This window comes from Streptomyces sp. NPDC017940, from assembly GCF_044328435.1.
Classification (GTDB): domain Bacteria; phylum Actinomycetota; class Actinomycetes; order Streptomycetales; family Streptomycetaceae; genus Streptomyces.
The window spans coordinates 618,222-639,892 of record NZ_JBIRHJ010000003.1 but is presented as its reverse complement, the minus strand read 5'-3'; the positions used below and the strand labels follow the sequence as shown (position 1 = coordinate 639,892).

The window sequence follows — 21,671 nt, the reverse complement described above, 5'->3', positions numbered from 1 at the left end:
GGTCCACGCACGACGCGCGCCCGGCGGGGCCGATTACGGTTGCCCCATGCGATTCGAGGTGCTCGGCCCACTCACGGTGCGTACGGACGACGGCGACCCCGTCCCCGTACCGGAGGCGAAGGTGCGCACCCTCCTGGCCGCGCTGCTCGTCCGCGCCCCCCACCCCGCCCCGGTGGACGCCCTGGTCGAGGACCTGTGGGGCGGCACGAGGATCCCCGCGAACCCGGCCAACTCCCTCCAGACCAAGGTCTCCCAGTTGCGCCGCGCCCTCGCCGCCGAGCCGGGCGGCCGGGACCTCGTGACGTACGGCCCGGCGGGCTACGCGCTGCGCATCGCCGCCGACGCCACCGACGCGGCCCGCTTCACGGCCGCCCTGACCGCGGCCGCGTACGACGAGACCACCGCGGGACCCCGCGCCAGGGCCGGCCTCCTCACCGACGCGCTCGCCCTGTGGCGGGGCCCCGCCTACGCCGACTTCCGCGACGCGGACTTCGCGAGGACGGCCGCAGCGCGCCTGGAGGAACAACACCTCACCGCCCACGAGACGCTCGCCGAACTCCGCCTCGACCTCGGTGAGCACGCCGCCCTCGCCGACGCGCTCGCCGACCTCGTGGCCCGCCACCCGCTGCGGGAGCGGCTGCGCGCGGCCCATCTGCGGGCGCTGTACGGGGCGGGACGGCCGAGCGAGGCCATCGCCGCGTACGAGGACCTGCGCGTCCGCCTCGCCGACGAACTCGGCACCGACCCCGGGCCCGAACTCACCGCCCTGCACGGCGCGATGCTCCGCCAGGAAGCGGACCTGACCCCGCCGCCACCGGCACCCGCGCCCGCCTCGGCGCCCGCCGCCGCCGAACCCCCGCGCACCAACCTCCCCGCCCCCACGACCGGCCTCGTGGGCCGCACCGGCGCCGTCACCCGCGTACGCGAACTCGTACGCCGTGACCGCCTGGTGACCCTCACGGGCCCCGGCGGCGTGGGCAAGACCCGCCTGGCCCTGGAGGCGGCGGCGGGCCTGGCCGAGGACTTCCCGGACGGGGTGTGGCTGGTGGAACTGGCGGGGACGACGGGGGAGGGGGTGCCGGAGGCGGTGGCCGCGGCGCTCGGTGTCAGGGAGGACGAGGCCCCGGGCCAGGTTCCGGCCCGTCCGGCGTTCGAGGACAAGGCCGGGGACCGGGAGGGCGGCCCGGGGGCCCGGCCCCCGGTCCCGGGAAGGGGCGGGCCGGGGGAGCCCCCGGCAGGGCTCATCCGCACCCTCGCCCCCCACCACGCCCTGCTCCTCCTGGACAACTGCGAACACGTCCTGGACGCCACCGCCCCCCTCGTCGCCCACCTCCTGCGCCACGCCCCCCACCTGCACGTCCTCACCACAAGCCAGGACCCCCTCGCCCTGACCGGCGAAACCCTGGAAGCCGTCGCGCCCCTCGGGGAGGACGCGGCGGTCCGCCTCTTCGCCGAGCGCGCGGCGGCCACCGCCCCCGGCTTCGCCCTCGACGACGACAACCGCGAGGCCGTCGCCCTCATCTGCCGCCGCCTGGACGGCATACCCCTCGCCGTCGAACTGGCGGCGACCCGCGTCCGCGCCCTCGGCGTGCACGACCTCGCCGACCGGCTGCACGACCGCTTCCGCCTCCTCAGCCAGGTGCGCCGCGACGCCCCGGCCCGCCAGCGCACCCTCCGCGCGATGATCGACTGGAGCTGGGAGCTGCTCACGCCGCCGGAGCGGCGCGCCCTGCGCCGCCTCGCCGTCTTCCGGGGCGGCTTCACCCTGGAGAGCGCGGAAGCGGTACTGGCCCCCGCCCGGGACGCCCCCTCAGGAGCCCCCGACGCCCGCGTTCCGCACGAGCTGGACGCCGAGGACGTCCTGGACCTCGTCACCCGCCTCGTCGACCGCTCCCTGCTCGTCACCGCGCCCCCCGCGCCCGGCGCGCCGCCGCGCCACCGCATGCTGGAGTCCGTCACCGCGTACAGCCTCGAACGCCTGGGCGACGCGGGTGAGTCGAAGGAACTCGCGCGGCGTCACGCCGAGCACTACGCCGACCTCGCCGAGCGTGCCGCCTCCACCCTGCACGGCCGCGACCAGCGCCGCTGGCTGCACCGCCTCGACGCCGAGACCGTGAACCTGCGCGCCGCCCTCGACCGGGCCGCCGCCGACGGCGACGCCGCCCTCGCGCTGCGCCTCGTCAACGCCCAGACCTGGTACTGGTACCTGCGCGGCCGGCTCACCGAAGCCATCCGCTCCCTGGTTCTCGCCCTCGACCTGAGCACGGCCGCCCAGGGCACGGCCGCCCTGCCCCCGGAGTTGCGGACGGCCCGGGCCTCGGCCGCCACCGCGCGCAGCGCCTTCTCCCTGCTCGTGGGCGAGGACGAGGGTGCGTACGGAGCAGGCGAGGGCGGGTACGGAGCCGATAAGGGCACGCACGGAGACGGCGGGGGCGCGCACGGAGCGGACCGCGGTCTCGACACCAGTGGCGCGGACGCCCGCTCCCGCTGGCTCCTCGCCTTCGCGCGCTGCGGACACGACCGGTCCGCTGAGGAGGCGCGGCGCATCGACGGGCTGCTCGCCGAGTTCCGCGCGGCGGGCGACCGCTGGGGTGAGGCCGCCGCGCTCGCCACCCGCTCGGTCCGCGCCCTCTACGGCGGCGACCTCGTGGGCCTGCGCAGCGACGCCGAGCGCAGCGCCGCGCTGTACGAGGAGCTGGGCGACCGCTGGGGGCAGTTCCAGTCCGCGGAACTGCTCGGTGTGCTCGCCGAGATCACCGCCGACTACGACGTGGCCGCCCGCCTCCAGCGCGAGGGCATGCGCGGCGCCGAGGAGCTCGAACTCTGGACCGAGGTCTCCTTCAGGCTCTCCCGGCTCGGCCGCATCGCCCTGCTCACCGGCGACCCCGACCGCGCCGACGAGTACCACGAGCGGGCCGCCCGCCTCGCCGGACAGCAGTCCCACCGGCCCGCGCAGCAGTTCGCCGAGACGGGCCTCGCCCTCGGCGCGCGCCGCCGCGGCGACCTGGACACCGCCGAACGCCTGCTGCTGCCCTGGCTCGACTTCAACCGGCGCTTCGCCGTCACCTCCGGCGCCGCCCTCGTCCTCGCCCAGCTCGGCTACGTCGCCGAGCAGCGCGGTGACGCCGCGCGCGCCGAGACCCTGCACCGCGAGGGCCTCGAAGAGGCCCGGCGCACCGGCGACAACCGGGCCGTGGCCCTGGCCCTCGAAGGCCTGGCGGGCGCCCGCTCCCTGGCGGGCGAGCACCTGGCCGCCGCCGCCCTCCTCGGCGAGGCGGCGGCCCTCCGCCGGGCCGAGGGCGCCCCGCTGCCCCCGGCCGAACGCACCGACGTGGACCGCGCCACCGCCCGCTCCCGCGCCGCTATCGGCGCCACCGCGTTCGAGGCGGCGTACGAGAAGGGGGACACGGGCCGGGCGGCCCCGGCGCGGCCCTTTGGGGTACCGCGCCCCGTCGGGGGCGCGGGGAGGCACGCGGGCGGCCACTGACGGCCCCCGGGGTCCCGGGACCCCGGGACCCCGGGGCCCTGGGACCCCGGGATGGGCACCGCACATCGAGTGCCGTGTTCGGGCGAGGGCCGATGCGGTGGTCAGGCGGGACCGATGCGGTGGTCAGGCGGGGACCGACGCAGTGGTCAGGCGGAGACCGACGCGGCGGTCAGGCGGAGGCCGGTGCAGTGGTCAGGCCAGGACCGACGCAGCGGTCGGGCAGGGACCGACGCAGCCGTCGGGCAGGGACCGGTGCAGTGGTCAGGCGAGGACCGAGCGGAGCTGGGCGAGCCCCCAGTCCAGGTCCTCCTTGCTGATCACCAGGGGCGGCGCGATGCGGATCGTCGAGCCGTGGGTGTCCTTGACCAGGACCCCGCGCTCCATCAGCTTCTCGGAGATCTCCCGGCCGGTGCCGTGCGCCGGGTCGATGTCGACGCCCGCCCACAGTCCGCGCCCGCGCACCCGGGTGACCTTGCCCGTGCCCACGAGCAGGTGCAGCTCGGAGTGCAGGTGCTCGCCGAGTTCCGTGGCCCGCTGCTGGAATTCGCCGGACTCCAGCATCGCGACCACTTCGAGGCCCACCGCGCACGCCAGCGGATTGCCGCCGAACGTCGACCCGTGCTCGCCCGGCCTGAACACGCCGAGCACACCGGTGTCCGCCACCACCGCCGACACCGGCACCACCCCGCCGCCGAGCGCCTTGCCGAGCAGATACACGTCCGGCACCACACCCTCGTGCTCGCACGCGAACGTCCGGCCCGTCCGGCCGAGCCCCGACTGGATCTCGTCCGCGATGAACAGGACATTCCGGTCACGGGTCAGCTCCCGTACGCCGGGGAGGTAGCCGGGCGGGGGCACGAGCACCCCCGCCTCGCCCTGGATCGGCTCCAGGAGCACCGCCACCGTGTCGTCCGTGACCGCCGCGCGCAGCGCCGCGAGGTCGCCGTACGGCACGATGTCGAAGCCCGGCGTGTACGGGCCGTAGTCCGCGCGCGCCTCGGGGTCCGTGGAGAAGCTGACGACCGTCGTCGTGCGGCCGTGGAAGTTGTCCCTGGCCACCACGATCCTGGCGCGCCCGTCGGGGACGCCCTTGACGCGGTACCCCCACTTGCGGGCGGTCTTCACGGCCGTCTCCACGGCCTCCGCGCCGGTGTTCATCGGCAGCACCATCTCCTTGCCGCACAGCTCCGCGAGGCGCGTACAGAACTCGGCGAAGCGGTCGTGGTGGAACGCCCGCGACGTCAGCGTCACCCGGTCGAGCTGCTTCTTCGCCGCGTCGATCAGGCGCGGGTTGCCGTGTCCGAAGTTGAGCGCCGAGTACCCGGCGAGCATGTCGAGGTACCTGCGGCCCTCGACGTCCGTCATCCACGCGCCCTGTGCCGAGGCGACCACGAGAGGCAGGGGGTGGTAGTTGTGCGCGCTGTGCGCTTCGGCCGAGGCGATGAGTTCTTCCGTAGCAGACACGGGGTCTCCGTTTCTCGCGGTGCGCACGGGTCGCACGCTCCTTGCGGCACACATGGGTCCGGCGTCGGGTCGGGGCCGGCGGGCCTGGATTGTGGGCCTGGATCTCTGGACTGGGACTCCTGGGCGGGGTGCTCTGGCTCGGACCCCCGGGCGGGGCCCCCGGGCGGGGGTTCCCGGGCGGGGCCCGGTGCGGGCTCCCCTTCCCATCGTCACTCGCATTCTGGACGAGGGAAGCCGCCGGAGCGGCGTGACCGTTAACCTGGCCCTGACAGCACGGCGACTGGCGCACAGGGAATCGACCCTGAGGGAGCCGTGCGAGGCAACGCCTTCGAGGTGCCGCCCGCCTGGGCACCCCGGGACCCGACCGGACACCATCACCGCTCGCCCCGGAGGACGCCATGAGCCATTCCCGTCACCCCGCCCTGACCGCCGCCGACCCCGAACTCGCCGCCCTGGTCGACGCCGAGGAACGGCTCCAGGCCGACACGCTCCGCCTGATCCCCAGCGAGAACTACGTCTCCGCCGCCGTCCTCGAAGCCTCCGGCACCGTCCTCCAGAACAAGTACAGCGAGGGCTATCCCGGCCGCCGCTACTACGAGGGCCAGCAGAACATCGACCAGGTCGAGCGCCTGGCCGCCGACCGCGCCAGGGCCCTGTTCGGCACCGACCACGCCAACGTCCAGCCCTACTCCGGCTCACCGGCGAACCTCGCCGTGTACCTCGCCTTCGCCGAGCCCGGCGACACCGTCATGGGCATGGCCCTGCCCATGGGCGGCCACCTCACCCACGGCTGGGGGGTCTCGGCCACCGGCAAGTGGTTCCGCGGCGTGCAGTACGGAGTACGGCAGGACACCGGCCTCGTCGACTTCGACGCCGTCCGCGAACTCGCCCTGAAGGAGCGGCCGAAGCTGATCTTCTGCGGGGGCACCGCCCTGCCCCGCACCATCGACTTCGCCGCCTTCGCCGAGATCGCCAGGGAGGCGGGGGCCGTCCTGGTCGCCGACATCGCCCACATCGCGGGCCTCGTCGCCGGTGGCGCCCACCCCTCGCCGGTGCCGCACGCCGACGTGGTCTCCACGACCACCCACAAGACCCTGCGGGGCCCGCGCGGCGCGATGCTCCTGGCCCGCGAGGAGCACGCCAAGGCCATCGACAAGGCCGTGTTCCCCGGCCTCCAGGGCGGCCCCCACAACCAGACCACCGCCGCCATCGCCGTCGCCCTGCGCGAAGCCGCGGAGCCCTCCTTCCGCGACTACGCGCACGCCGTCGTCGCCAACGCCGGTGCCCTCGCCGACGCCCTGCTCGCGCGCGGCTTCGACCTCGTCTCCGGCGGCACCGACAACCACCTGGTCCTGATGGACCTCACGCCGAAGGACGTGCCGGGCAAGGTCGCCGCGAAGGCCCTGGACCGGGCCGGGATCGTCGTCAACCACAACACCGTCCCCTACGACCCGAGGAAGCCGTTCGACCCCTCCGGCGTGCGCATCGGCACCCCCTCCCTCACCTCCCGGGGGCTCGGCACCGCCCACATGGACACCGTCGCCGACTGGATCGACCGCGCGGTCCGCGCCGCCGCAACCGGCGACGAGGACGCCCTGCGGAAGATCCGCGCGGAGGTGGCCGACCTGATGGCCGCCTTCCCGGCGCCGGGCCTGCCGGTGACGTGAGCCCGGGGCCCACCGCCCCCGGGGCCCGGCCGGGCGTCGACCGACTCCCGGCCGGGCGGCTGCCGGGCCACGGCCCGCGGGAGGCGCCAGGACCCGTCCCCGCGCCTTCGGCGCACCGTACGGACCGAACCGGTCCGCGCTCGTCACGCACCAGTTCCCGACCAACGGGCGGCACCTGAGAGAATGCTGAGCATGGCCTCTGATCGTCCCCGCGTTCTCCCCGGCGACCGTCCTCGCGTCCTGTCCGGGATCCAGCCCACCGCCGGCTCGTTCCACCTCGGCAACTACCTGGGCGCCGTCCGCCAGTGGGTGGCGCTCCAGGAGTCCCACGACGCCTTCTACATGGTCGTGGACCTGCACGCGATCACGATCCCGCAGGACCCCGCCGAGCTGCGCGCGAACACGAGGCTCGCCGCCGCCCAGCTCCTTGCCGCCGGTCTCGACCCGGAGCGCTGCACCCTGTTCGTGCAGAGCCACGTGCCCGAGCACGCCCAGCTCGCCTGGATCATGAACTGCCTCACGGGCTTCGGTGAGGCCGGCCGGATGACGCAGTTCAAGGACAAGGCCGCCAAGCAGGGCGCCGACCGCGCCTCCGTGGGCCTGTTCACGTACCCGGTGCTCCAGGTCGCCGACATCCTGCTGTACCAGGCGGGCGAGGTGCCGGTCGGTGAGGACCAGCGCCAGCACATCGAGCTGACCCGCGACCTGGCCGAGCGGTTCAACGGCCGCTTCGGGGAGACGTTCAGGGTCCCGGCGCCGTACATCCTCAAGGAGACGGCGAAGATCTACGACCTCCAGGACCCGGCGATCAAGATGAGCAAGTCGGCGTCCACGCCGAAGGGCCTCATCAACCTCCTTGACGAGCCGAGGGCCACCGCGAAGAAGGTCAAGAGCGCGGTCACCGACACGGACACCGTGATCAGGTACGACCCCGTGGAGAAGCCGGGCGTCAGCAATCTGCTCAGCATCTACTCCACGCTCACCGGCACCGGTATCGCGGAACTGGAGCAGAAGTACACCGGCAAGGGCTACGGTGCGCTGAAGACCGACCTCGCCGAGGCCATGGTCGAGTTCGTCACCCCGTTCCGCGACCGCACGCAGGAATATCTGGACGACCCGGAGACGCTGGACTCGATCCTGGCCAAGGGCGCGGAGAAGGCGCGTGCCGTGGCGGCGGAGACCCTGGCCCAGGCATACGACAAGGTGGGCTTCCTGCCCGCCAAGCACTGAGCCCGACCCGGACGCACCCCGGAAGGACCCCGGGCCGAGCCCGGAAGGACCCCGGCCGAACCGGACCGGGCCACCCGCAGGAGCAGTACCCGCCGTACGGCGAGGCAGCCGCCGCTGCCCGCCGACCGCCCATCGACACGACGACAGGAGTACGACGTGGGGACCGTAACGATCGGTGTGTCGATCGCGGTTCCGGAGCCACACGGCAGCCTGCTCCAGGAGCTGCGCGCCGGCTTCGGGGACCCGGCCGCGCACGGCATCCCCACGCATGTCACGCTGCTGCCGCCGACCGAGGTGGACTCCGGCGCGCTGCCCGCGATCGAGCAGCACCTGGCCGCGGTCGCGGCCGCGTGCAGGCCCTTCCCGATGCGGCTGTCCGGCACCGGGACCTTCCGGCCCCTGTCGCCGGTCGTCTTCGTGCAGGTCGTCGAGGGCGGCTCGGCCTGCTCCTGGCTCCAGGAGCGGGTCCGTGACTCCTCGGGACCGCTCGTACGCGAACTGCAATTCCCGTACCACCCGCATGTCACGGTCGCCCACGGCATCGCCGAGGAGGCCATGGACCGGGCGTTCGAGGAGCTTGCGGGGTACGAGGCCGCGTGGCCGTGCACGGGCTTCGCGCTGTACGAGCAGGGGCCCGACGCCGTCTGGCGCAAGCTGCGCGAGTTCCCCTTCGGCGGCTCCACGGTGCCCCCGCAGGCGGGCGCCCCGGCGACGCGGGGCACGCTGCCCGCCCGCTGACCGGGCCCCGGGCGCCCGCCCCCGGCGGGGTGCACGCCGGTCAGACCGGCAGGCGGCGGAAGACCGGGCGCGGCACGTGGCGCAGCGCCGACATCACCACGCGCAGCGTCCCCGGCACCCACACCGTCTCCGAGCGGCGGCGCAGTCCCGTCTCGATGGCCTCCGCCACCGCGCCCGGCGTCGTGGCCAGGGGCGCCTCCTCGAGGCCCGCCGTCATCTTCGACCGTACGAAGCCGGGGCGCACGACCATGACGTGCACGCCGGTGCCGTGCAGGGCGTCGCCGAGGCCCTGGGCGAAGGCGTCGAGACCCGCCTTGCTCGAGCCGTAGATGAAGTTGGAGCGGCGGGCGCGCTCACCGGCCACCGAGGAGAGCACGACGAGGGAGCCGTGGCCCTGCGCCTGGAGCGCGCGGGCGCAGACCAGGCCCGCCGAGACGGCGCCGGTGTAGTTCGTCTGGGCCACGCGGACCGCGGCGAGCGGGTCGTCCTCGTCGCGGGCCTGGTCGCCGAGGATGCCGAAGGCGAGCAGCACCATGTCGATGTCGCCCTGCTGGAAGAGCTTGCCGAGGGTGGGGGCGTGGGACTCGGAGTCCAGGGCGTCGAAGGGCACCGTACGGACGTCGGCGCCCATGTCGCGCAGCTGCTCCGCGGCCTTCTCCAGGGCGGGCGACGGGCGTCCCGCCAGGTGGACCGTGCGGGTGCGGCGTGCCACCAGGCGGCGGGCCGTGGCCAGGGCGATCTCGGACGTACCGCCGAGGATCAGCAGGGACTGGGGGGTGCCGAAAGCGTCTTTCACGGGGGTCCTCCGGGGTCGGGGTGCGGTCGGGGTGCATGCGTCGCGCCGCGCGCTCGTCCGCGAACGCCGGACGGGCCGAAACCCCTCACAGGCGCAGGCGGCGTGAGAGGTCCGAGCGGAACAGGGAGTCCGGGTCCAGGTCCCTGCGCAGGGCGCGGAAGTCCTGGAGGCGGGGGTACATCGCGGTGAGGGTCTCGGGGCGCAGGCGTGCGTCCTTGGCGAGGTAGACGCGGCCGCCCGCGGTGGCCACCTCTTCGTCGAGCCTGTCGAGGAGCGGGCCGAGCCCGGGCAGGTTCGCGGGGATGTCGAGGGCCAGGGTCCAGCCGGGCATGGGGAAGGACAGCCAGCCGGGTCCCGCGTCCCCGAAGCGCTTGAGGACGGCGAGGAAGGACGGGCAACGGTGCGCGGAGATGCGGTGCACGATGCGGCGCAGGGCCTCCTCCTCGCCGTGGCCGACGACGAACTGGTACTGCACGAAGCCGCCGCGGCCGTACACGCGGTTCCAGTGCGGCACGCCGTCGAGGGGGTGGAAGAAGGCGGACAGCTTCTGGAGCTCGCCGGTGCGGGAGCGGGGTGCCTTGCGGTACCACAGCTCGTTGAAGAGCCCCACCGTGCGGCGGCCGAGCAGCCCTTCGGGCACGAACCGGGGGGCGGGGGGCAGCTGCCGGGGCCGGAAGGCGAGGGGGGCGGTGCGCGCGCGGGCGGGCAGGGCGTCCAGGGGCGCGTGGTCGCCGCGGGTGAGGACGGCGCGGCCGGTGGCGGCGCCGCGGGCGAGGAGGTCGATCCACGCGACGGAGTAGCGGTAGCGGTGGTCGGTCGCGGTGAGGCGGCCCATCAGGTCGTCGAGGTCCGTCGCGCGTTCGGTGTCGACGGCCATCAGGGACGTCTCGACGGGGTGCAGCTTCAGGGTGGCGGCGAGGATCACGCCGGTGAGGCCCATGCCGCCGGCCGTCGCGTCGAAGAGCGGGGTGCCCGGCTCGACGGTGCGGACGGTGCCGTCGGCGGTGAGCAGGTCCAGGCTCAGGACGTGGCGGGCGAAGGAGCCCGCGACGTGGTGGTTCTTGCCGTGGATGTCGGCGCCGACGGCACCACCGACGGTGACGTAGCGGGTGCCGGGCGTCACCGGCACGAACCAGCCGAGCGGCAGCAGGACCTCCATCAGGCGGTGCAGGGACACGCCCGCGTCGCACACCACGGTGCCCGCGTCCACGTCGATGGCGTGCACGCGGTCCAGGCCCGTCATGTCCAGGACCGCGCCGCCCGCGTTCTGCGCCGCGTCCCCGTACGCCCGCCCGAGCCCCCGCGGGATGCCGCCGCGCTCCGCGCAGCCGTGCAGCGCGGCCACCGCCTCCTCGGGGGAGCGGGGCCGCACCAGGCGCGCGGTGCTGGGTGCGGTGCGCCCCCACCCCGACACGGACACGAACTCGGGCTCGGACAGGAACTCGGGCTCGGACTCGGGCTCGGACTCCGGGAGGGAGGCGGAGGGGGAAGCGGGGGTGGCTGACATGGCAGTGACCGTATCGCCCCCATAAGGGGCTTAAAAGCGGTTACTCACCTCGGTCGGCCTTCTCACCGAAATGGGTGATTGAGCGAGTGTCATCAAAGATTGCCGTAGTAATTGCGACTTTGCATAGAAGAGTCGTTATGTGATGAATACGAAGTGTTCGGGGAACGCCGTCAGGAGTGGCTTCCTGCGCGAAGCCGATCACCGGCTGCTCTCCGCGCTGCGCGACTGCGGCGGCGACCCGCGGGTGGCCGCGGCGGCCCGCGCCCTGTCCAGGAGCGGCGAGCACGGCGCCCTCTGGCTCGCCGCGGGACTCGCCGGTGCGGCCGTCGACCGCGAGCGGCGCGCCCACTGGCTGCGCGGCACCGCGCTCACCGCGGCCGCGCACCTGGCCAGCATGGGCCTGAAGCGCCTCGTGCGGCGCCCGCGGCCCGGCCATGTGGAGCCGCTCGTGCGCACGGCGGGACGGCACTCCTTCCCCAGTTCCCACGCCACGTCCGCGACCGCGGCCGCGCTCGTGTACGGCGCGCTGCGCCCCGCCTGCGCCCGGGTCGTGCCGCCGCTGGCCGCCGCGATGTGCGTGTCCCGCCTGGTCGTCGGCGTCCACTACCCGTCGGACGTCGCGGCGGGCGCGGCCCTCGGCGCGTTCGCCGCCCGGGCGGGCACCCCCTGGATCGGAGGCTTCACCGATGGCTGACCGCGCCGCCGTACTGGACCGCGGGGAGGCGCCCGACGCCTCCCCGCTCAGAAGAACCGGCCCCTGGGCGATCCCCCAGGGCCTCCTGAGGACCGCACGGCCCCGCCAGTGGGTCAAGAACGTCCTGGTCATCGCCGCCCCCGCGGCCGCGGGCGAACTCTTCTCCCGGCACGCCCTGACCCAGGTCGCCCTCACCTTCTGCCTGTTCACCGCCGCCGCGGCCGCCGTCTACCTCGTCAACGACGCCCGGGACGCCGAGGCCGACCGCGCCCACCCCACCAAGTGCCGCCGCCCCGTCGCCGCCGGACAGGTCCCCGTGCCCCTCGCGTACGCCGTGGGCGGGCTCCTCGCCGTCCTCGCGCCCGCCGCCGCGGCCGTCCTGTGCACCCCGCTGACGGCCGCGCTCCTGGCCGCGTACGTGGTGATGCAGTTCGCGTACTGCGTCAGCCTCAAGCACGTACTGGTCGTCGACCTCGCCGTCGTCACCACCGGCTTCCTGATGCGGGCGATGATCGGCGGGGTGGCGCTCGACATCCCGCTGTCCCGCTGGTTCCTGATCACCACCGGGTTCGGGGCGCTGTTCATGGTGTCCGCCAAGCGCTACTCCGAGGCCGTGCAGATGACGGAGGCCGCGCGGGCCGCGACCGCCGCCGGGCGCACCGAACGGCTCGGCGCCACCCGGGCCCTGCTCACCTCGTACACGACCGGCTACCTGCGCTTCGTGTGGCAGCTCGCGGCCGGGGTCGCCGTGCTCGCCTACTGCCTGTGGGCGATGGAGAGCGGCGGCATCGAGGGCACCGGGCTGCTGCCGTGGCGGCAGCTCTCGGTGGTCGCCTTCGTCCTCGCGATCCTGCGGTACGCCGTCTTCGCCGACCGCGGCACGGCGGGCGAACCGGAGGACGTGGTCCTGCGCGACCGCGCGCTCGCGCTGATCGGCGTGGTGTGGCTCGCCATGTACGGGTTCGCGGTCGCCGACTGGTGAGGGGGGTGTCACGGCTGCGGGCGCTCGGGCCCGAGCTGACCGCCTTCGCCGTCGTCGGCCTGTGCGCGTACGCCGCCGACCTCGGGCTCTTCGTCTGGCTGCGCGGGCCCGCGGGCCTCGACCCGCTCACCGCCAAGGCGCTGTCCTTCGTGGCCGGGTGCACGGTGGCGTACACGGGCAACGCGCTCGGCACCTACCGCGGGACGGCGTCCGGCGCGGCGTCCGGCGGGGTGTCGCGGCTGCGGCAGTACGGGATCTTCCTCGCCGTCAATGTCGCGGGCGCGCTCGTCCAGCTCGCGTGCCTGGCCGTCTCGCACTACGGCCTCGGCCTCACCTCGCCGCGGGCCGACGCGGTCTCCGGGGCGGGAGTCGGCATGGCACTGGCCACCGTGCTGCGATTCTGGGGTACACGGACCTTGGTGTTCCGTTCTCGGAGTGCACCGACCGGACAGGTGAGGCAGGGGAGACGAGTGACATGGACTGGTTGAAGAAGCTCCCCGGCATCGGGCCCTACGTCGAGCGCCTGACGCGCACCCACGCCTGGCACTCCTACGAGCGCCTCGACCGGGTCCACTGGACCCGGCTCGCCGCCGCGATGACGTTCATCAGCTTCGTGGCCCTGTTCCCGCTGATCACCGTGGCCGCGGCGATCGCCGCGGCCACGCTCTCCGACGGCCAGGTGAAGAGCGCCAAGGACAAGATCTCCGAGCAGGTGCCGGGGATCTCCGACCAGCTCGACCTGGACTCCCTGATCGCGAACGCGGGCACCGTCGGCGTCGTCGCGGGCGCGCTCCTGCTGTTCACCGGCGTGGGCTGGGTCGGCTCGATAAGGGAGTGCCTGCGCGCGGTGTGGGACCTCGACGACACCGACGAGAACCCGTTCCTGCGCAAGCTCAAGGACGCCGGTGTGCTCGCCGGGCTCGGCGGCGCGGGGCTCGCCTCGCTGATCGCCTCCGCGGTCGCCTCCACCGCCGTCGGCTGGAGTGCCGACCGGCTCGGCGTCGACCGGGACGGCGCGGGCGGCGTGCTCCTTCAGATCATCGCCTTCGCCATCGCCGTCCTCGCGGACTTCCTGCTGCTGCTGTACGTCCTCACGCTGCTGCCCGGCGTGGAGCCGCCGCGGCGCGCCCTCGTCGTCGCCGCGGCACTCGGCGCACTCGGCTTCGAGCTCCTGAAGCTGCTGCTCGGCGGCTATGTGAAGGGCGTCGCCGCGAAGAGCATGTACGGCGCCTTCGGTGTGCCCGTCGCCCTGCTCCTGTGGATCAACTTCACCGCGAAGCTGCTGCTGTTCTGCGCGGCGTGGACGGCGACCCCCTCCAAGACCGTCCCCGGCGCCTACCCGGAGGCCGAGGAGCCCGCCCGGCCCGAGGGGGCCGGGGCGGTGCGGGCGGCGGACGCTACTGGCGGCGCAGCGGCCAGCGGCGGTTGAGCAGGAAGAGACCGCCCGCGAGCAGCGCGAGCACACCGGCGGTGACGCCGATGGCGGTGCCCATGCCGGTGCCCGAGTCCTTCTCGGTGGCGTTCGCGACGCTGTCGGTGCCGCCCGCCTGGCCCTTGCCCGGCGCCCCCTTGCCGGAGCCGGTGCTCGCGCCCTTCGGGGCGACCAGCTCGCCGACGGGCTCGACCTTGCCGTTCGCCGCGAAACCCCAGTCGAGGAGGCGGGCGGTCTCCTTGTAGACGGCGTGGCTCTCACCGGAGCCGGGGTTCATCACTGTGACGAGCAGGACCTTGCCGTCGCGCTCGGCGACCCCCGTGAACGTGTTGCCCGCGTTGGTCGTCGAGCCGTTCTTGACGCCCGCGATGCCCTTGTACTGCTCCACGCCGTCGGCGCCCGTCAGAAGCCGGTTGGTGTTCTGGATGCCGAAGGGCTCCCGCTTCGTCCTCCCCTTGTCCTTGCCGTTCTTGATCTTCTTCGTCTCGCCGGGGAACTGCGCGGTCGCCGTCGCGCAGTACTCGCGGAAGTCCTTCTTCTGCAAGCCGGAGCGGGCGAACAGGGACAGGTCGTACGCCGAGGAGACCTGCCCCTTCTCGTCGTAGCCGTCGGGCGTGACGACCTGCGTGTCGAGGGCCTGGAGGTCCTCGGCGTGCTCCTGCATGTCCTGCACGGTCTGCGGCACACCGCCGTTCAGGGAGGACAGCACGTGCACGGCGTCGTTGCCGGACTGGAGGAAGACACCGAGCCACAGGTCGTGGACCGAGTACGTCTCGTTCTCCTTGACGCCGACCAGGCTGCTGCCCGGGCCGATGCCCGCCAGGTCCGCCGCCCGCACCTTGTGCTTCTGCGTCTTCGGGAACTTCGGCAGGACCGTGTCCGCGAACAGCATCTTCAGGGTGCTCGCCGGGGCCAGGCGCCAGTGCGCGTTGTGCGCCGCGAGCACCTCGCCGGTCTCGGCGTCCGAGACCATCCAGGAGCGCGCCGACAGCTCCTTGGGCAGCACCGGTGCGCCCGCCTTCAGGTTCACCTGCGTGCCCGGTTTGCCGAGGCGCGCGCCACCCACCGTCGACATGGACGCGGGCGGCTTCGGCTCGCCGTCACCGCCCGGCTTGTCGTCGGCGAGGGCGGGGCCGGTGGCCGACAGGGACAACAGGGTCGCGGAGGCGACGAGCAGGGCGGTCTTCTTCAACGCTGGCACGGACGAGAACGTACAGGGGCGACCCGCGCCGCCCTCCGCCGAGGTCGCCTCTGCCGCGGTCCGGCGCTCCGCACCCCGAAGGCGGTCCGTGAGAGCGGCTGGCGATACTGAGGACATGAAGCTCAGCCGCCCCGTCTCCTGGTTCCTGCTCGCCTTCGGCGTGTGGAGCTGGTTCATCTGGATCACTTTCGTCAAGAACCTGTGGAAGGACGGCAGCGGGCTCGCCTTCGACGACGCGGGCGATCCGACCGGGTACTTCTGGGTGCACCTGACGCTCGCCGTTGTCTCCTTTGTCTTGGGGACGGTGGTGGGCGGCATCGGGTTGCGTGGCGTCCGCGCACTGCGCGGAACCTCATAGCCGTGGGCATCGTCATCGGGGTGCTCGTAGGGGCAGGGGTGCTTTCCCTGTTCGCCGGTCTGCTCTGGTACGTGTGGCGGCGCACGGTCCGCGACACCACCCGGCCCCGCTCCCGCGCCCGCCGCGTGGGCACGGTCGTCTTCTTCGCGGGCCCACTCCTCGCGTTCGCCGCCCTCGGCGCGGAGCGCGGCGGGGCCCCTTTCCTCCTCCAGCAGACCCTGGCCTGGCCGGGCTTCCTGTGGCTGGCGTTCGCGCTGTATCTGTTGTTGGCGTTGCTGGTGGGGGAGGTCGTGCGGCCCTTGCTGGGGCGGTGGCTCGCGCGGCGCGCGAGGGTGCCGGAGAAGCAGGTCTCGGCCCGTCCGGCGTCTGCGGACGAGGCCCGAAGGGCCGATGAGGCGGGGGAAGGGGCGCAGCCCCGGCAGTCCGACGAGCCGGGACCGGAGCCCGGCAGGGACCTGACCCGGCGCCTGTTCGTATCCCGGGCGGTCGCCGCCACAGCGGCAACGGCGGCGGGCGCGACGGTCGCCCACGGAACGTACGGAGTACTCCGCGGCCCCAGGATCAAGAGGATCACCGTCCCGCTGGCGAAGCTGCCGCGCGCGGCGCACGGCTTCCGGATCGCCGTGGTGAGCGACATCCACCTGGGCCCGGTCCTCGGCGAGGGCTTCGCCCGCCGCGTGGTGGACACCATCAACTCCACCCAGCCCGACCTGATCGCCGTCGTGGGCGACCTGGTGGACGGCAGCGTCGCCGACCTCGCCCCGGCGGCCCGCCCGCTGGCGGACCTTCGGGCACGGCACGGCGCCTTCTTCGTCACCGGCAACCACGAGTACTTCTCCGGCGCCGAGCAGTGGGTCGACCACGTGCGCTCACTGGGCCTGCGCCCCCTGGAGAACGCCCGTACCGAACTGCCGTACTTCGACCTCGCCGGGGTCAACGACGTACAGGGCGAAGGGGACGGCGAGGGCCCCGACTTCGTGAAGGCGCTCGGCGACCGCGACCGGACCCGCGCCTCGGTGCTCATGGCCCACCAGCCCGTGGTCATCCACGACGCCGTCGAACACGGCGTGGACCTGCAACTCTCCGGCCACACCCACGGCGGCCAGCTGTGGCCCAACAACTTCGTCGCCGACCTCGCCAACCCGACCCTCGCGGGCCTGGAACGCTACGGCGACACCCAGCTGTACGTGACGCGCGGCGCCGGAGCCTGGGGCCCGCCCGTGCGGGTGGGCGCGCCGTCCGACATCACGGTGGTGGAGCTGGCGTCGTCGCGGGCCTGAGGGCCCCGGCGGGCAGCGGCGGTGTGCACCGCGGCGGCTCCATGGGGTGCGGGGGAGCGGCGGGCCGCGGCGGCGCCGGTGTCCTCGGCAGGGTCACCAGGACGGTGAGGCCCTCGCCGGGAGCGGTGCGGACCTCGACCCGCCCGCGGTGCGCCGCCACCACGCCCCGCACGATCGCCATGCCGAGCCCGCTGCCCGCACCCCGTCCCGACCGGAAGAAGCGGTCGAAGACCCGGGCCGCGTCCTCGGGGGCGAGCCCGGGGCCCCGGTCGGCGACGGTCAGGCGGACCACGTCCCCGCACCGGTCGAGGCCGAGCCGGACGGGGGTGTCGGCGTGCGTGTGCGTACGGACGTTGGCCAGCAGGTTCGCGAGCACCTTGCGCAGCTGCTGCTCGTCCGCCTGGACGAGGACCGCGCCGTCCGCGCACACCGTGAGCGGCCGGTCCGGCTCCTGGGCGCGCAGGTCGTCCGCCGCGTCCCGCACGAGACGGCTCAGGTCCACGGGGTGGAAGCGCAGCTCGGGCTGCTGGTCGAGGCGGGCCAGGGTGAGCAGCTCCGCCACCAGGTGGTTCATGCGGTCGGTCTCGGCGTGCACCCGGCCCCAGGCCCGGGTGCGGGACTCCGGGGTGTCCAGCATCCCCCTGTCGTACAGCTGGAGGTAGCCGCGGATCGCCGCCAGCGGGGTGCGCAGCTCGTGCGAGGCGTCCGCGACGAACTGGCGCAGCTGCGCCTCGCTGCGCTCCCGCGTGACGAAGGCCGTCTCGACCTGCTGGAGCATGGAGTTCAGGGCGAGGCGCAGCTGCTCGGTCTCCATCACCGCGGCCCTGCTCGCCGGGACGCGCCGCTTCAGGTCGCCGTCGGCGATGGCGGAGGCCGTCTCGACCATGTCCTCGAGGGGGCGCAGGCGCTGGTGCGCGGCGATCATCGTGAGGACTGCGAGCAGCCCGAGCAGCAGGGCGCCGAAGGCCAGGTCGAGCTTGAGGGCCTTGGCCACGCCCGACTGGACGTTCTCCGTCGACGACGCCATGACCACCACCGAACCGTCGGCGAGCCGTGCCGCGACGGCACGGTAGGAGTCGCCGTTCACCGCCACGCCCCGGGGCGAGGTGTGCCGCGCGAACTCCGCCGCGTCGCCCACCGCCTCGGCGAGGGCGAGCTGGCGTGCCGTCGTCGGCAGCGGGCCGATGCCGACCGGGTTGCCGCGCCGGTTCACGGCGACGAACACGGACTCCGTGGCCGGGAACTCCCCGTTCGCCCGCACGGCCTCCGGCGATATCTGGTCGAGGGAGCCGAGGTCGGCGAGGCTGCGCAGATCGTCGAGCACGAGTCCGCTCTGCCGCATGGCCGAGCGGGACGTGGTCAGTTCGGAGTCGACGTTCTCCAGGAGGTAGTGGCGCATGCCCATCAGGCTCACGGCGGTCGCGGCCACGATGCCGAGGGCGAGCAGCGCCACGTTCACGAGGGTGAGTTTGGCGCGCAGCGAGTTCATGCCGAAGCGGCCGCGCCGGGCCCGGCCGGTGCCGCGGGGCCTTGCCGCGGACCGTGTCCAGCCGGTGCCGGGGCGCGTCACGCCAGCCCGTATCCGACGCCGCGCCGCGTCGTGATCAGCGGCGGCCCCACCTGGTCGAGCTTGCGCCGCAGATAGCTGATGTAGGTCTCCACGACCGTCGACTCGGCGCTGTGCTCGATGTTCCACACATGGCGCAGGAGCTGCTCCTTGGGCACCGCCCGGCCGCCGTTGCGGACCAGGAAGCGCAGCAGCGCGTACTCGGTCGGGGTCAGCTGCACCGTGCCGCCCTCGCGCCGCACCACGTACGTCGTCTCGTCGAGCTCGAGGTCGCCGTAGCGCAGCGGCGGGCGCTGCGGCAGCACGTCGTGGGGGCGTACCCGGCGAAGGACCGCGCCGATGCGGGCGACGACCTCGTCGATGTTGAACGGCTTGGTGATGTAGTCGTCGCCGAAGCCGAGGGCGCCCACCACCTCGGCGGGCGCGTCCCGCGCGGTGAGGAAGACCAGGGCGAGGTCGGGCATCCGTGTCCGCAGCTCCTGGCCGAGGGCCCGCCCGTCGCCGTCGGGCAGCATCACGTCGAGCAGGGCGCAGTCCGGCCGGGTCCGCGCGGTCGTCGCGAGTGCCTCGCGGACCGTGCCCGCGGTCATCACGTCGAAGTGGTGGTAGCGCAGGGCGATGGCGAGGACGTCGGCGATGCTCGGCTCGTCCTCGACCACCAGGACGGTCGCCCGCCCCCGCCCGCCACCGTGCCCGGCGTCGGCCCCCGCGGCCGGTGTTCCCGCAGCTCTTCCCCCCGGTGCGGCCGGGTGACCTTCGGCGTTGCTCATGCCCCCAGTATCCGCACCGCCCGTCCGCGAAGTACGCGTCCGCCCTTTGGAGTTCCTTGAGAATCCCGGCCGGAAGATGCCGTCGGCGGTCCGGGGCCCCGATGCTGAGGGCGGAACACCAAGGCACCGCCCGCCGCCGACGCCCACGACCCGGAACCCCCGTCCGGGCCCGTGGACGTCGGACGGCGGGCGGGGTCCACGGCGCCCGCACCGGGTGCGCCGCCCGGGCGGTGAGCCGACGCGCGTGCCACCCGGTGCCGCGCACCAGACCTGGCCCGGAGGGCGGAGCTGCACCCGCCCCCGGCCCCCCCTGCCGGGACACCCGCGCCAGGCCCTCTGACCAGGGGTCTGCGAGCGGGTCGACCGGCACCCGCGGTGGCCGCCCTTCCACAGGGGCGGCCACCGCCGCGCGTCCGGCGGGTCCCACCCCGCCGGCCCACCGCTCCGCTCCCGCGGGCGTGGCGACCCGCCGTGATCAGACGCGGCCGAGCTCCGGCCGCTTGGAGTAGTCCGTGAAGCCGATGACGTTCCCCCACGGGTCGGCGATCTCCACCGTCCAGCCCGTCGCCACCGAGTGCGGTCCGGCCAGGGCCGGGATGCCCGCGGCCGCGAGGGCCCTGGCCTTCGCGCGGGCGTCCGGCACCTCGAGCCAGACGCGGGGCGTGGGCCACGGCGGCGGGCGGCGGCCGACACCGTCCTCGACGCGCAGCAGCATCCCGGGCGTCTCGGGGCCCACCTTCAGGATGGCGAGTCCGGCCTCGTCGAGACGGTGGGTGACGGTGAAGCCGGCGCGCTCGTAGAAGCCGACCGACTCGTCCAGGTCGCCCACGGGGAACAGCGTGTTGTCGAACCCGAGCACATCACAGGTAGCTGACAGCTGATTGTCTGACATAACGTCAGAATACGGGCCGGATCGTGCGGTGCGGCCGCGTCGGTGCGGCACGGCGCGTTTCATACCGGGAAGCCTGGTACCCGACCTGTTCCGCGTCGGTTCCGCCCATGTCTGGAGTACTCGCCATGCACGAAAGCCAGGATCTCAACGCCCTCGTCGAGGAGCACCTGCACGGCGCTCACGCCGACGACCACGGCCGCAGTGCGCGTCTCGTCGTCCACGACGGGGCGCTGCGGCAGAGTGTCATCGCGCTGACCTCGGGTTCCGCGCTCGACGAGCACGTCACGCCGCCCGCGGCGAGTCTGCAAGTGCTGCGCGGCAAGGTGCGGGTGACCACCGTGGACGGTGGTGATCACCTCCTTGCCGCGGGGGAGCTGTGGGCGGCGCCCAAGGAGCGGCACGGGTTGCTCGCCGTGGAGGACTCGGTGGTGCTGCTGACCGCCGTGACGGCGACTGCCTGAGCGCCCTCGCGGAGCGCCGCCCCGTCGGCGCTCCGCGCCTCGTCCGCAAGCGCCGGACGTGCTGAAACCCTGCCGCCGCCCCGGCAGACGTCCCGCACCGGCCAAGGGGCGCCCGTGCGCGGAGCGCACTAATGGACGGAGCGGGGCGGCGCCCCGCGAGGCCCGCCCGCCCGCGCCCACGCGAACCCCACCCACACCAGCCCCCACACCGCCACAGCCACCCACAACAGCACCCGCCCCAGCGTCCGCAGCCACGGCACATCGGTCGCGAGGCCGGTGGACAGCGCGGCGACGGCCGTCATGCCGAGGGGGAACACGGTGGCCCACCGCCGGACGTCGTAGTAGGGCCGCGGCCGGGCCACCTCGGCGGCGGCGAGGACGGCGTACCAGGCGAGCGCGAGCCCGAGCAGGACGAAGGTGAGGGTGCGCAGGAAGGTGTGGCCCGCCCCCGTCCACAGCGGGGACGCGGTCAGCTTGGAGGCGGCGAGGGCGGAGATGGCCAGGGCACCGCCCGCCACCCACTGGTCCCCGGCCCCCGTCCACACCTGCCGGAGGTCGAAGCGCAGCAGCGCGTCGGCGTACAGGACGAGGCCGAGCGCGAAGCAGGCAAGCGCCGCGTCGCCGAGCCAGTCGCCCTCGCCCGCGAGGGACAGGGTGGCGGCGAGTACGGACAGGCCCTGCGTCGCCACGCACACCAGGAACACCCCGCCCGGCATGCCGTGCCGCAGCCAGTGCCGGACGACCGCGAGCAGCAGGACCGGCCACACGAGCACGGCGACGACGAGCAGGGCGACGGCGAGTTCGGGCCACCCGAGGAGGGAGAAGCGGGTGCCGACCACGGTCGTCGCCGCCACCGCGGTGAGCGCGGGCGGGGTGACGGCCGCAGCCGTCCAGCGGGCGCGGTCGCGTACCAGGAGGTCGACGAAGTCCGCGGCGAGCACCAGCCACAGCACGCAGGCCAGGGCCAGGAGGATCTCCGACAGGACGTCGTGCCCCGTCAGGTACAGGCCCACGGAGATGATGCCGGTCGCCATCACGCAGGCTCCGGCGGCGGGAGTCACCTCGTCACGCCATGTCCGTCTCACACCAGCCATGAGACCCCGCAGGCCCGCAGGCCACCACTTAGCCTAGGCCAGGCTGCGGTC

The 21,671-nt window shown here is 74.1% G+C and carries 19 protein-coding genes and 1 riboswitch; of the genes, 11 read left to right on the top strand and 8 right to left on the bottom strand.

The genetic code is table 11. The features are described 5' to 3' along the window. The first annotated feature begins 46 nt into the window (after nt 1-46). Nucleotides 47-3,487 (top strand): BTAD domain-containing putative transcriptional regulator, encoded by a 3,441-nt coding sequence (locus ACH4DX_RS12875; protein WP_398155072.1) that lies wholly within the window; start codon nt 47-49, stop codon nt 3,485-3,487. Between the two features lie 261 nt (nt 3,488-3,748). Here the strand turns inward: ACH4DX_RS12875 and rocD are convergent, their stop codons facing one another. Beyond that, the gene (gene rocD / locus ACH4DX_RS12870; protein ID WP_398155071.1) at nt 3,749-4,951 is read right to left on the bottom strand and encodes an ornithine--oxo-acid transaminase; all 1,203 of its coding nucleotides are present in this window, start codon (nt 4,949-4,951) and stop codon (nt 3,749-3,751) included. 266 nt (nt 4,952-5,217) lie between these two features. Continuing rightward, a riboswitch (ZMP/ZTP riboswitch) is annotated at nt 5,218-5,308 on the top strand. Nucleotides 5,309-5,349: 41 nt separating this feature from the next. On the opposite strand from rocD, the gene glyA reads away from it, so the two are divergent. The 3 genes from glyA (at nt 5,350) to ACH4DX_RS12855 (ending at nt 8,586) form a co-directional block, all read left to right on the top strand. Further along, a complete protein-coding gene (gene glyA, locus ACH4DX_RS12865) occupies nt 5,350-6,618 on the top strand; it encodes a serine hydroxymethyltransferase (RefSeq protein ID WP_398155070.1) in 1,269 nt (422 codons plus the stop codon). Nucleotides 6,619-6,810: 192 nt separating this feature from the next. Further along, a complete protein-coding gene (gene trpS / locus ACH4DX_RS12860) occupies nt 6,811-7,848 on the top strand; it encodes a tryptophan--tRNA ligase (RefSeq protein WP_398121998.1) in 1,038 nt (345 codons plus the stop codon). 156 nt (nt 7,849-8,004) lie between these two features. After that, nucleotides 8,005-8,586 (top strand): 2'-5' RNA ligase family protein, encoded by a 582-nt coding sequence (locus ACH4DX_RS12855; RefSeq protein WP_398121999.1) that lies wholly within the window; start codon nt 8,005-8,007, stop codon nt 8,584-8,586. Nucleotides 8,587-8,626: 40 nt separating this feature from the next. Here the strand turns inward: ACH4DX_RS12855 and ACH4DX_RS12850 are convergent, their stop codons facing one another. Both ACH4DX_RS12850 and ACH4DX_RS12845 read right to left on the bottom strand, forming a co-directional pair. Continuing rightward, complete coding sequence (locus ACH4DX_RS12850; RefSeq protein WP_398122000.1) at nt 8,627-9,382, bottom strand: decaprenylphospho-beta-D-erythro-pentofuranosid-2-ulose 2-reductase; 756 nt, start codon at nt 9,380-9,382, stop codon at nt 8,627-8,629. 85 nt (nt 9,383-9,467) lie between these two features. Next, the gene (locus tag ACH4DX_RS12845) at nt 9,468-10,889 is read right to left on the bottom strand and encodes an FAD-binding protein (RefSeq protein WP_398155069.1); all 1,422 of its coding nucleotides are present in this window, start codon (nt 10,887-10,889) and stop codon (nt 9,468-9,470) included. A 142-nt stretch (nt 10,890-11,031) separates the two neighbouring features. Between ACH4DX_RS12845 and ACH4DX_RS12840 the strand changes: the two genes are divergently transcribed. The 4 genes from ACH4DX_RS12840 to ACH4DX_RS12825 are packed head-to-tail and all read left to right on the top strand — an operon-like array spanning nt 11,032 to nt 13,994. Further along, on the top strand, nt 11,032-11,583 hold the full coding sequence (locus tag ACH4DX_RS12840; protein WP_398155068.1) for a phosphatase PAP2 family protein: 552 nt from the start codon (nt 11,032-11,034) through the stop codon (nt 11,581-11,583). Next, a complete protein-coding gene (locus tag ACH4DX_RS12835; protein ID WP_398155067.1) occupies nt 11,576-12,565 on the top strand; it encodes a decaprenyl-phosphate phosphoribosyltransferase in 990 nt (329 codons plus the stop codon). The genes ACH4DX_RS12840 and ACH4DX_RS12835 overlap by 8 nt, the downstream gene beginning before the upstream one ends. A gap of 5 nt (nt 12,566-12,570) precedes the next feature. Continuing rightward, entirely contained in the window at nt 12,571-13,053 is a 483-nt protein-coding gene (locus tag ACH4DX_RS12830; protein ID WP_398155066.1) for a GtrA family protein, read from the top strand. Then, on the top strand, nt 13,041-13,994 hold the full coding sequence (locus ACH4DX_RS12825) for a YihY/virulence factor BrkB family protein (RefSeq protein ID WP_398122005.1): 954 nt from the start codon (nt 13,041-13,043) through the stop codon (nt 13,992-13,994). The genes ACH4DX_RS12830 and ACH4DX_RS12825 overlap by 13 nt, the downstream gene beginning before the upstream one ends. On the opposite strand, the gene ACH4DX_RS12820 is transcribed toward ACH4DX_RS12825, so the two are convergent. After that, nucleotides 13,963-15,198 carry a D-alanyl-D-alanine carboxypeptidase family protein gene (locus tag ACH4DX_RS12820; RefSeq protein ID WP_398155065.1) on the bottom strand — a complete coding sequence of 412 codons (1,236 nt, stop codon included), beginning with the start codon at nt 15,196-15,198 and terminating at the stop codon, nt 13,963-13,965. The genes ACH4DX_RS12825 and ACH4DX_RS12820 overlap by 32 nt on opposite strands. A 115-nt stretch (nt 15,199-15,313) precedes the next feature. Here ACH4DX_RS12820 and ACH4DX_RS12815 point away from each other — a divergent pair, with 115 nt between their 5' ends. Together ACH4DX_RS12815 and ACH4DX_RS12810 are read left to right on the top strand one after the other, a co-directional pair. After that, nucleotides 15,314-15,556 (top strand): SCO4848 family membrane protein, encoded by a 243-nt coding sequence (locus ACH4DX_RS12815; RefSeq protein WP_398122007.1) that lies wholly within the window; start codon nt 15,314-15,316, stop codon nt 15,554-15,556. 2 nt (nt 15,557-15,558) lie between these two features. Continuing rightward, nucleotides 15,559-16,836, top strand: coding sequence for a metallophosphoesterase (locus ACH4DX_RS12810; protein ID WP_398155064.1), 1,278 nt, complete (start codon nt 15,559-15,561; stop codon nt 16,834-16,836). On the opposite strand, the gene ACH4DX_RS12805 is transcribed toward ACH4DX_RS12810, so the two are convergent. The 3 genes from ACH4DX_RS12805 to ACH4DX_RS12795 form a co-directional block, all read right to left on the bottom strand. After that, on the bottom strand, nt 16,802-18,325 hold the full coding sequence (locus ACH4DX_RS12805; RefSeq protein ID WP_398155267.1) for a sensor histidine kinase: 1,524 nt from the start codon (nt 18,323-18,325) through the stop codon (nt 16,802-16,804). The two genes, ACH4DX_RS12810 and ACH4DX_RS12805, sit on opposite strands and share 35 nt — an antisense overlap. Nucleotides 18,326-18,402: 77 nt before the next feature. Continuing rightward, nucleotides 18,403-19,173, bottom strand: coding sequence for a response regulator transcription factor (locus ACH4DX_RS12800; protein WP_398155063.1), 771 nt, complete (start codon nt 19,171-19,173; stop codon nt 18,403-18,405). 475 nt (nt 19,174-19,648) lie between these two features. Continuing rightward, nucleotides 19,649-20,065, bottom strand: coding sequence for a VOC family protein (locus ACH4DX_RS12795; RefSeq protein WP_398122010.1), 417 nt, complete (start codon nt 20,063-20,065; stop codon nt 19,649-19,651). 125 nt (nt 20,066-20,190) lie between these two features. Between ACH4DX_RS12795 and ACH4DX_RS12790 the strand changes: the two genes are divergently transcribed. Beyond that, nucleotides 20,191-20,526 carry a cupin gene (locus ACH4DX_RS12790; protein ID WP_398155062.1) on the top strand — a complete coding sequence of 112 codons (336 nt, stop codon included), beginning with the start codon at nt 20,191-20,193 and terminating at the stop codon, nt 20,524-20,526. 128 nt (nt 20,527-20,654) lie between these two features. Here ACH4DX_RS12790 and ACH4DX_RS12785 read toward each other — a convergent pair whose 3' ends face one another. Then, nucleotides 20,655-21,560: a tellurite resistance/C4-dicarboxylate transporter family protein gene (locus ACH4DX_RS12785; protein ID WP_398155061.1), complete on the bottom strand. Its 906-nt coding sequence runs from the start codon at nt 21,558-21,560 to the stop codon at nt 20,655-20,657. Nucleotides 21,561-21,671 lie beyond the last annotated feature (111 nt).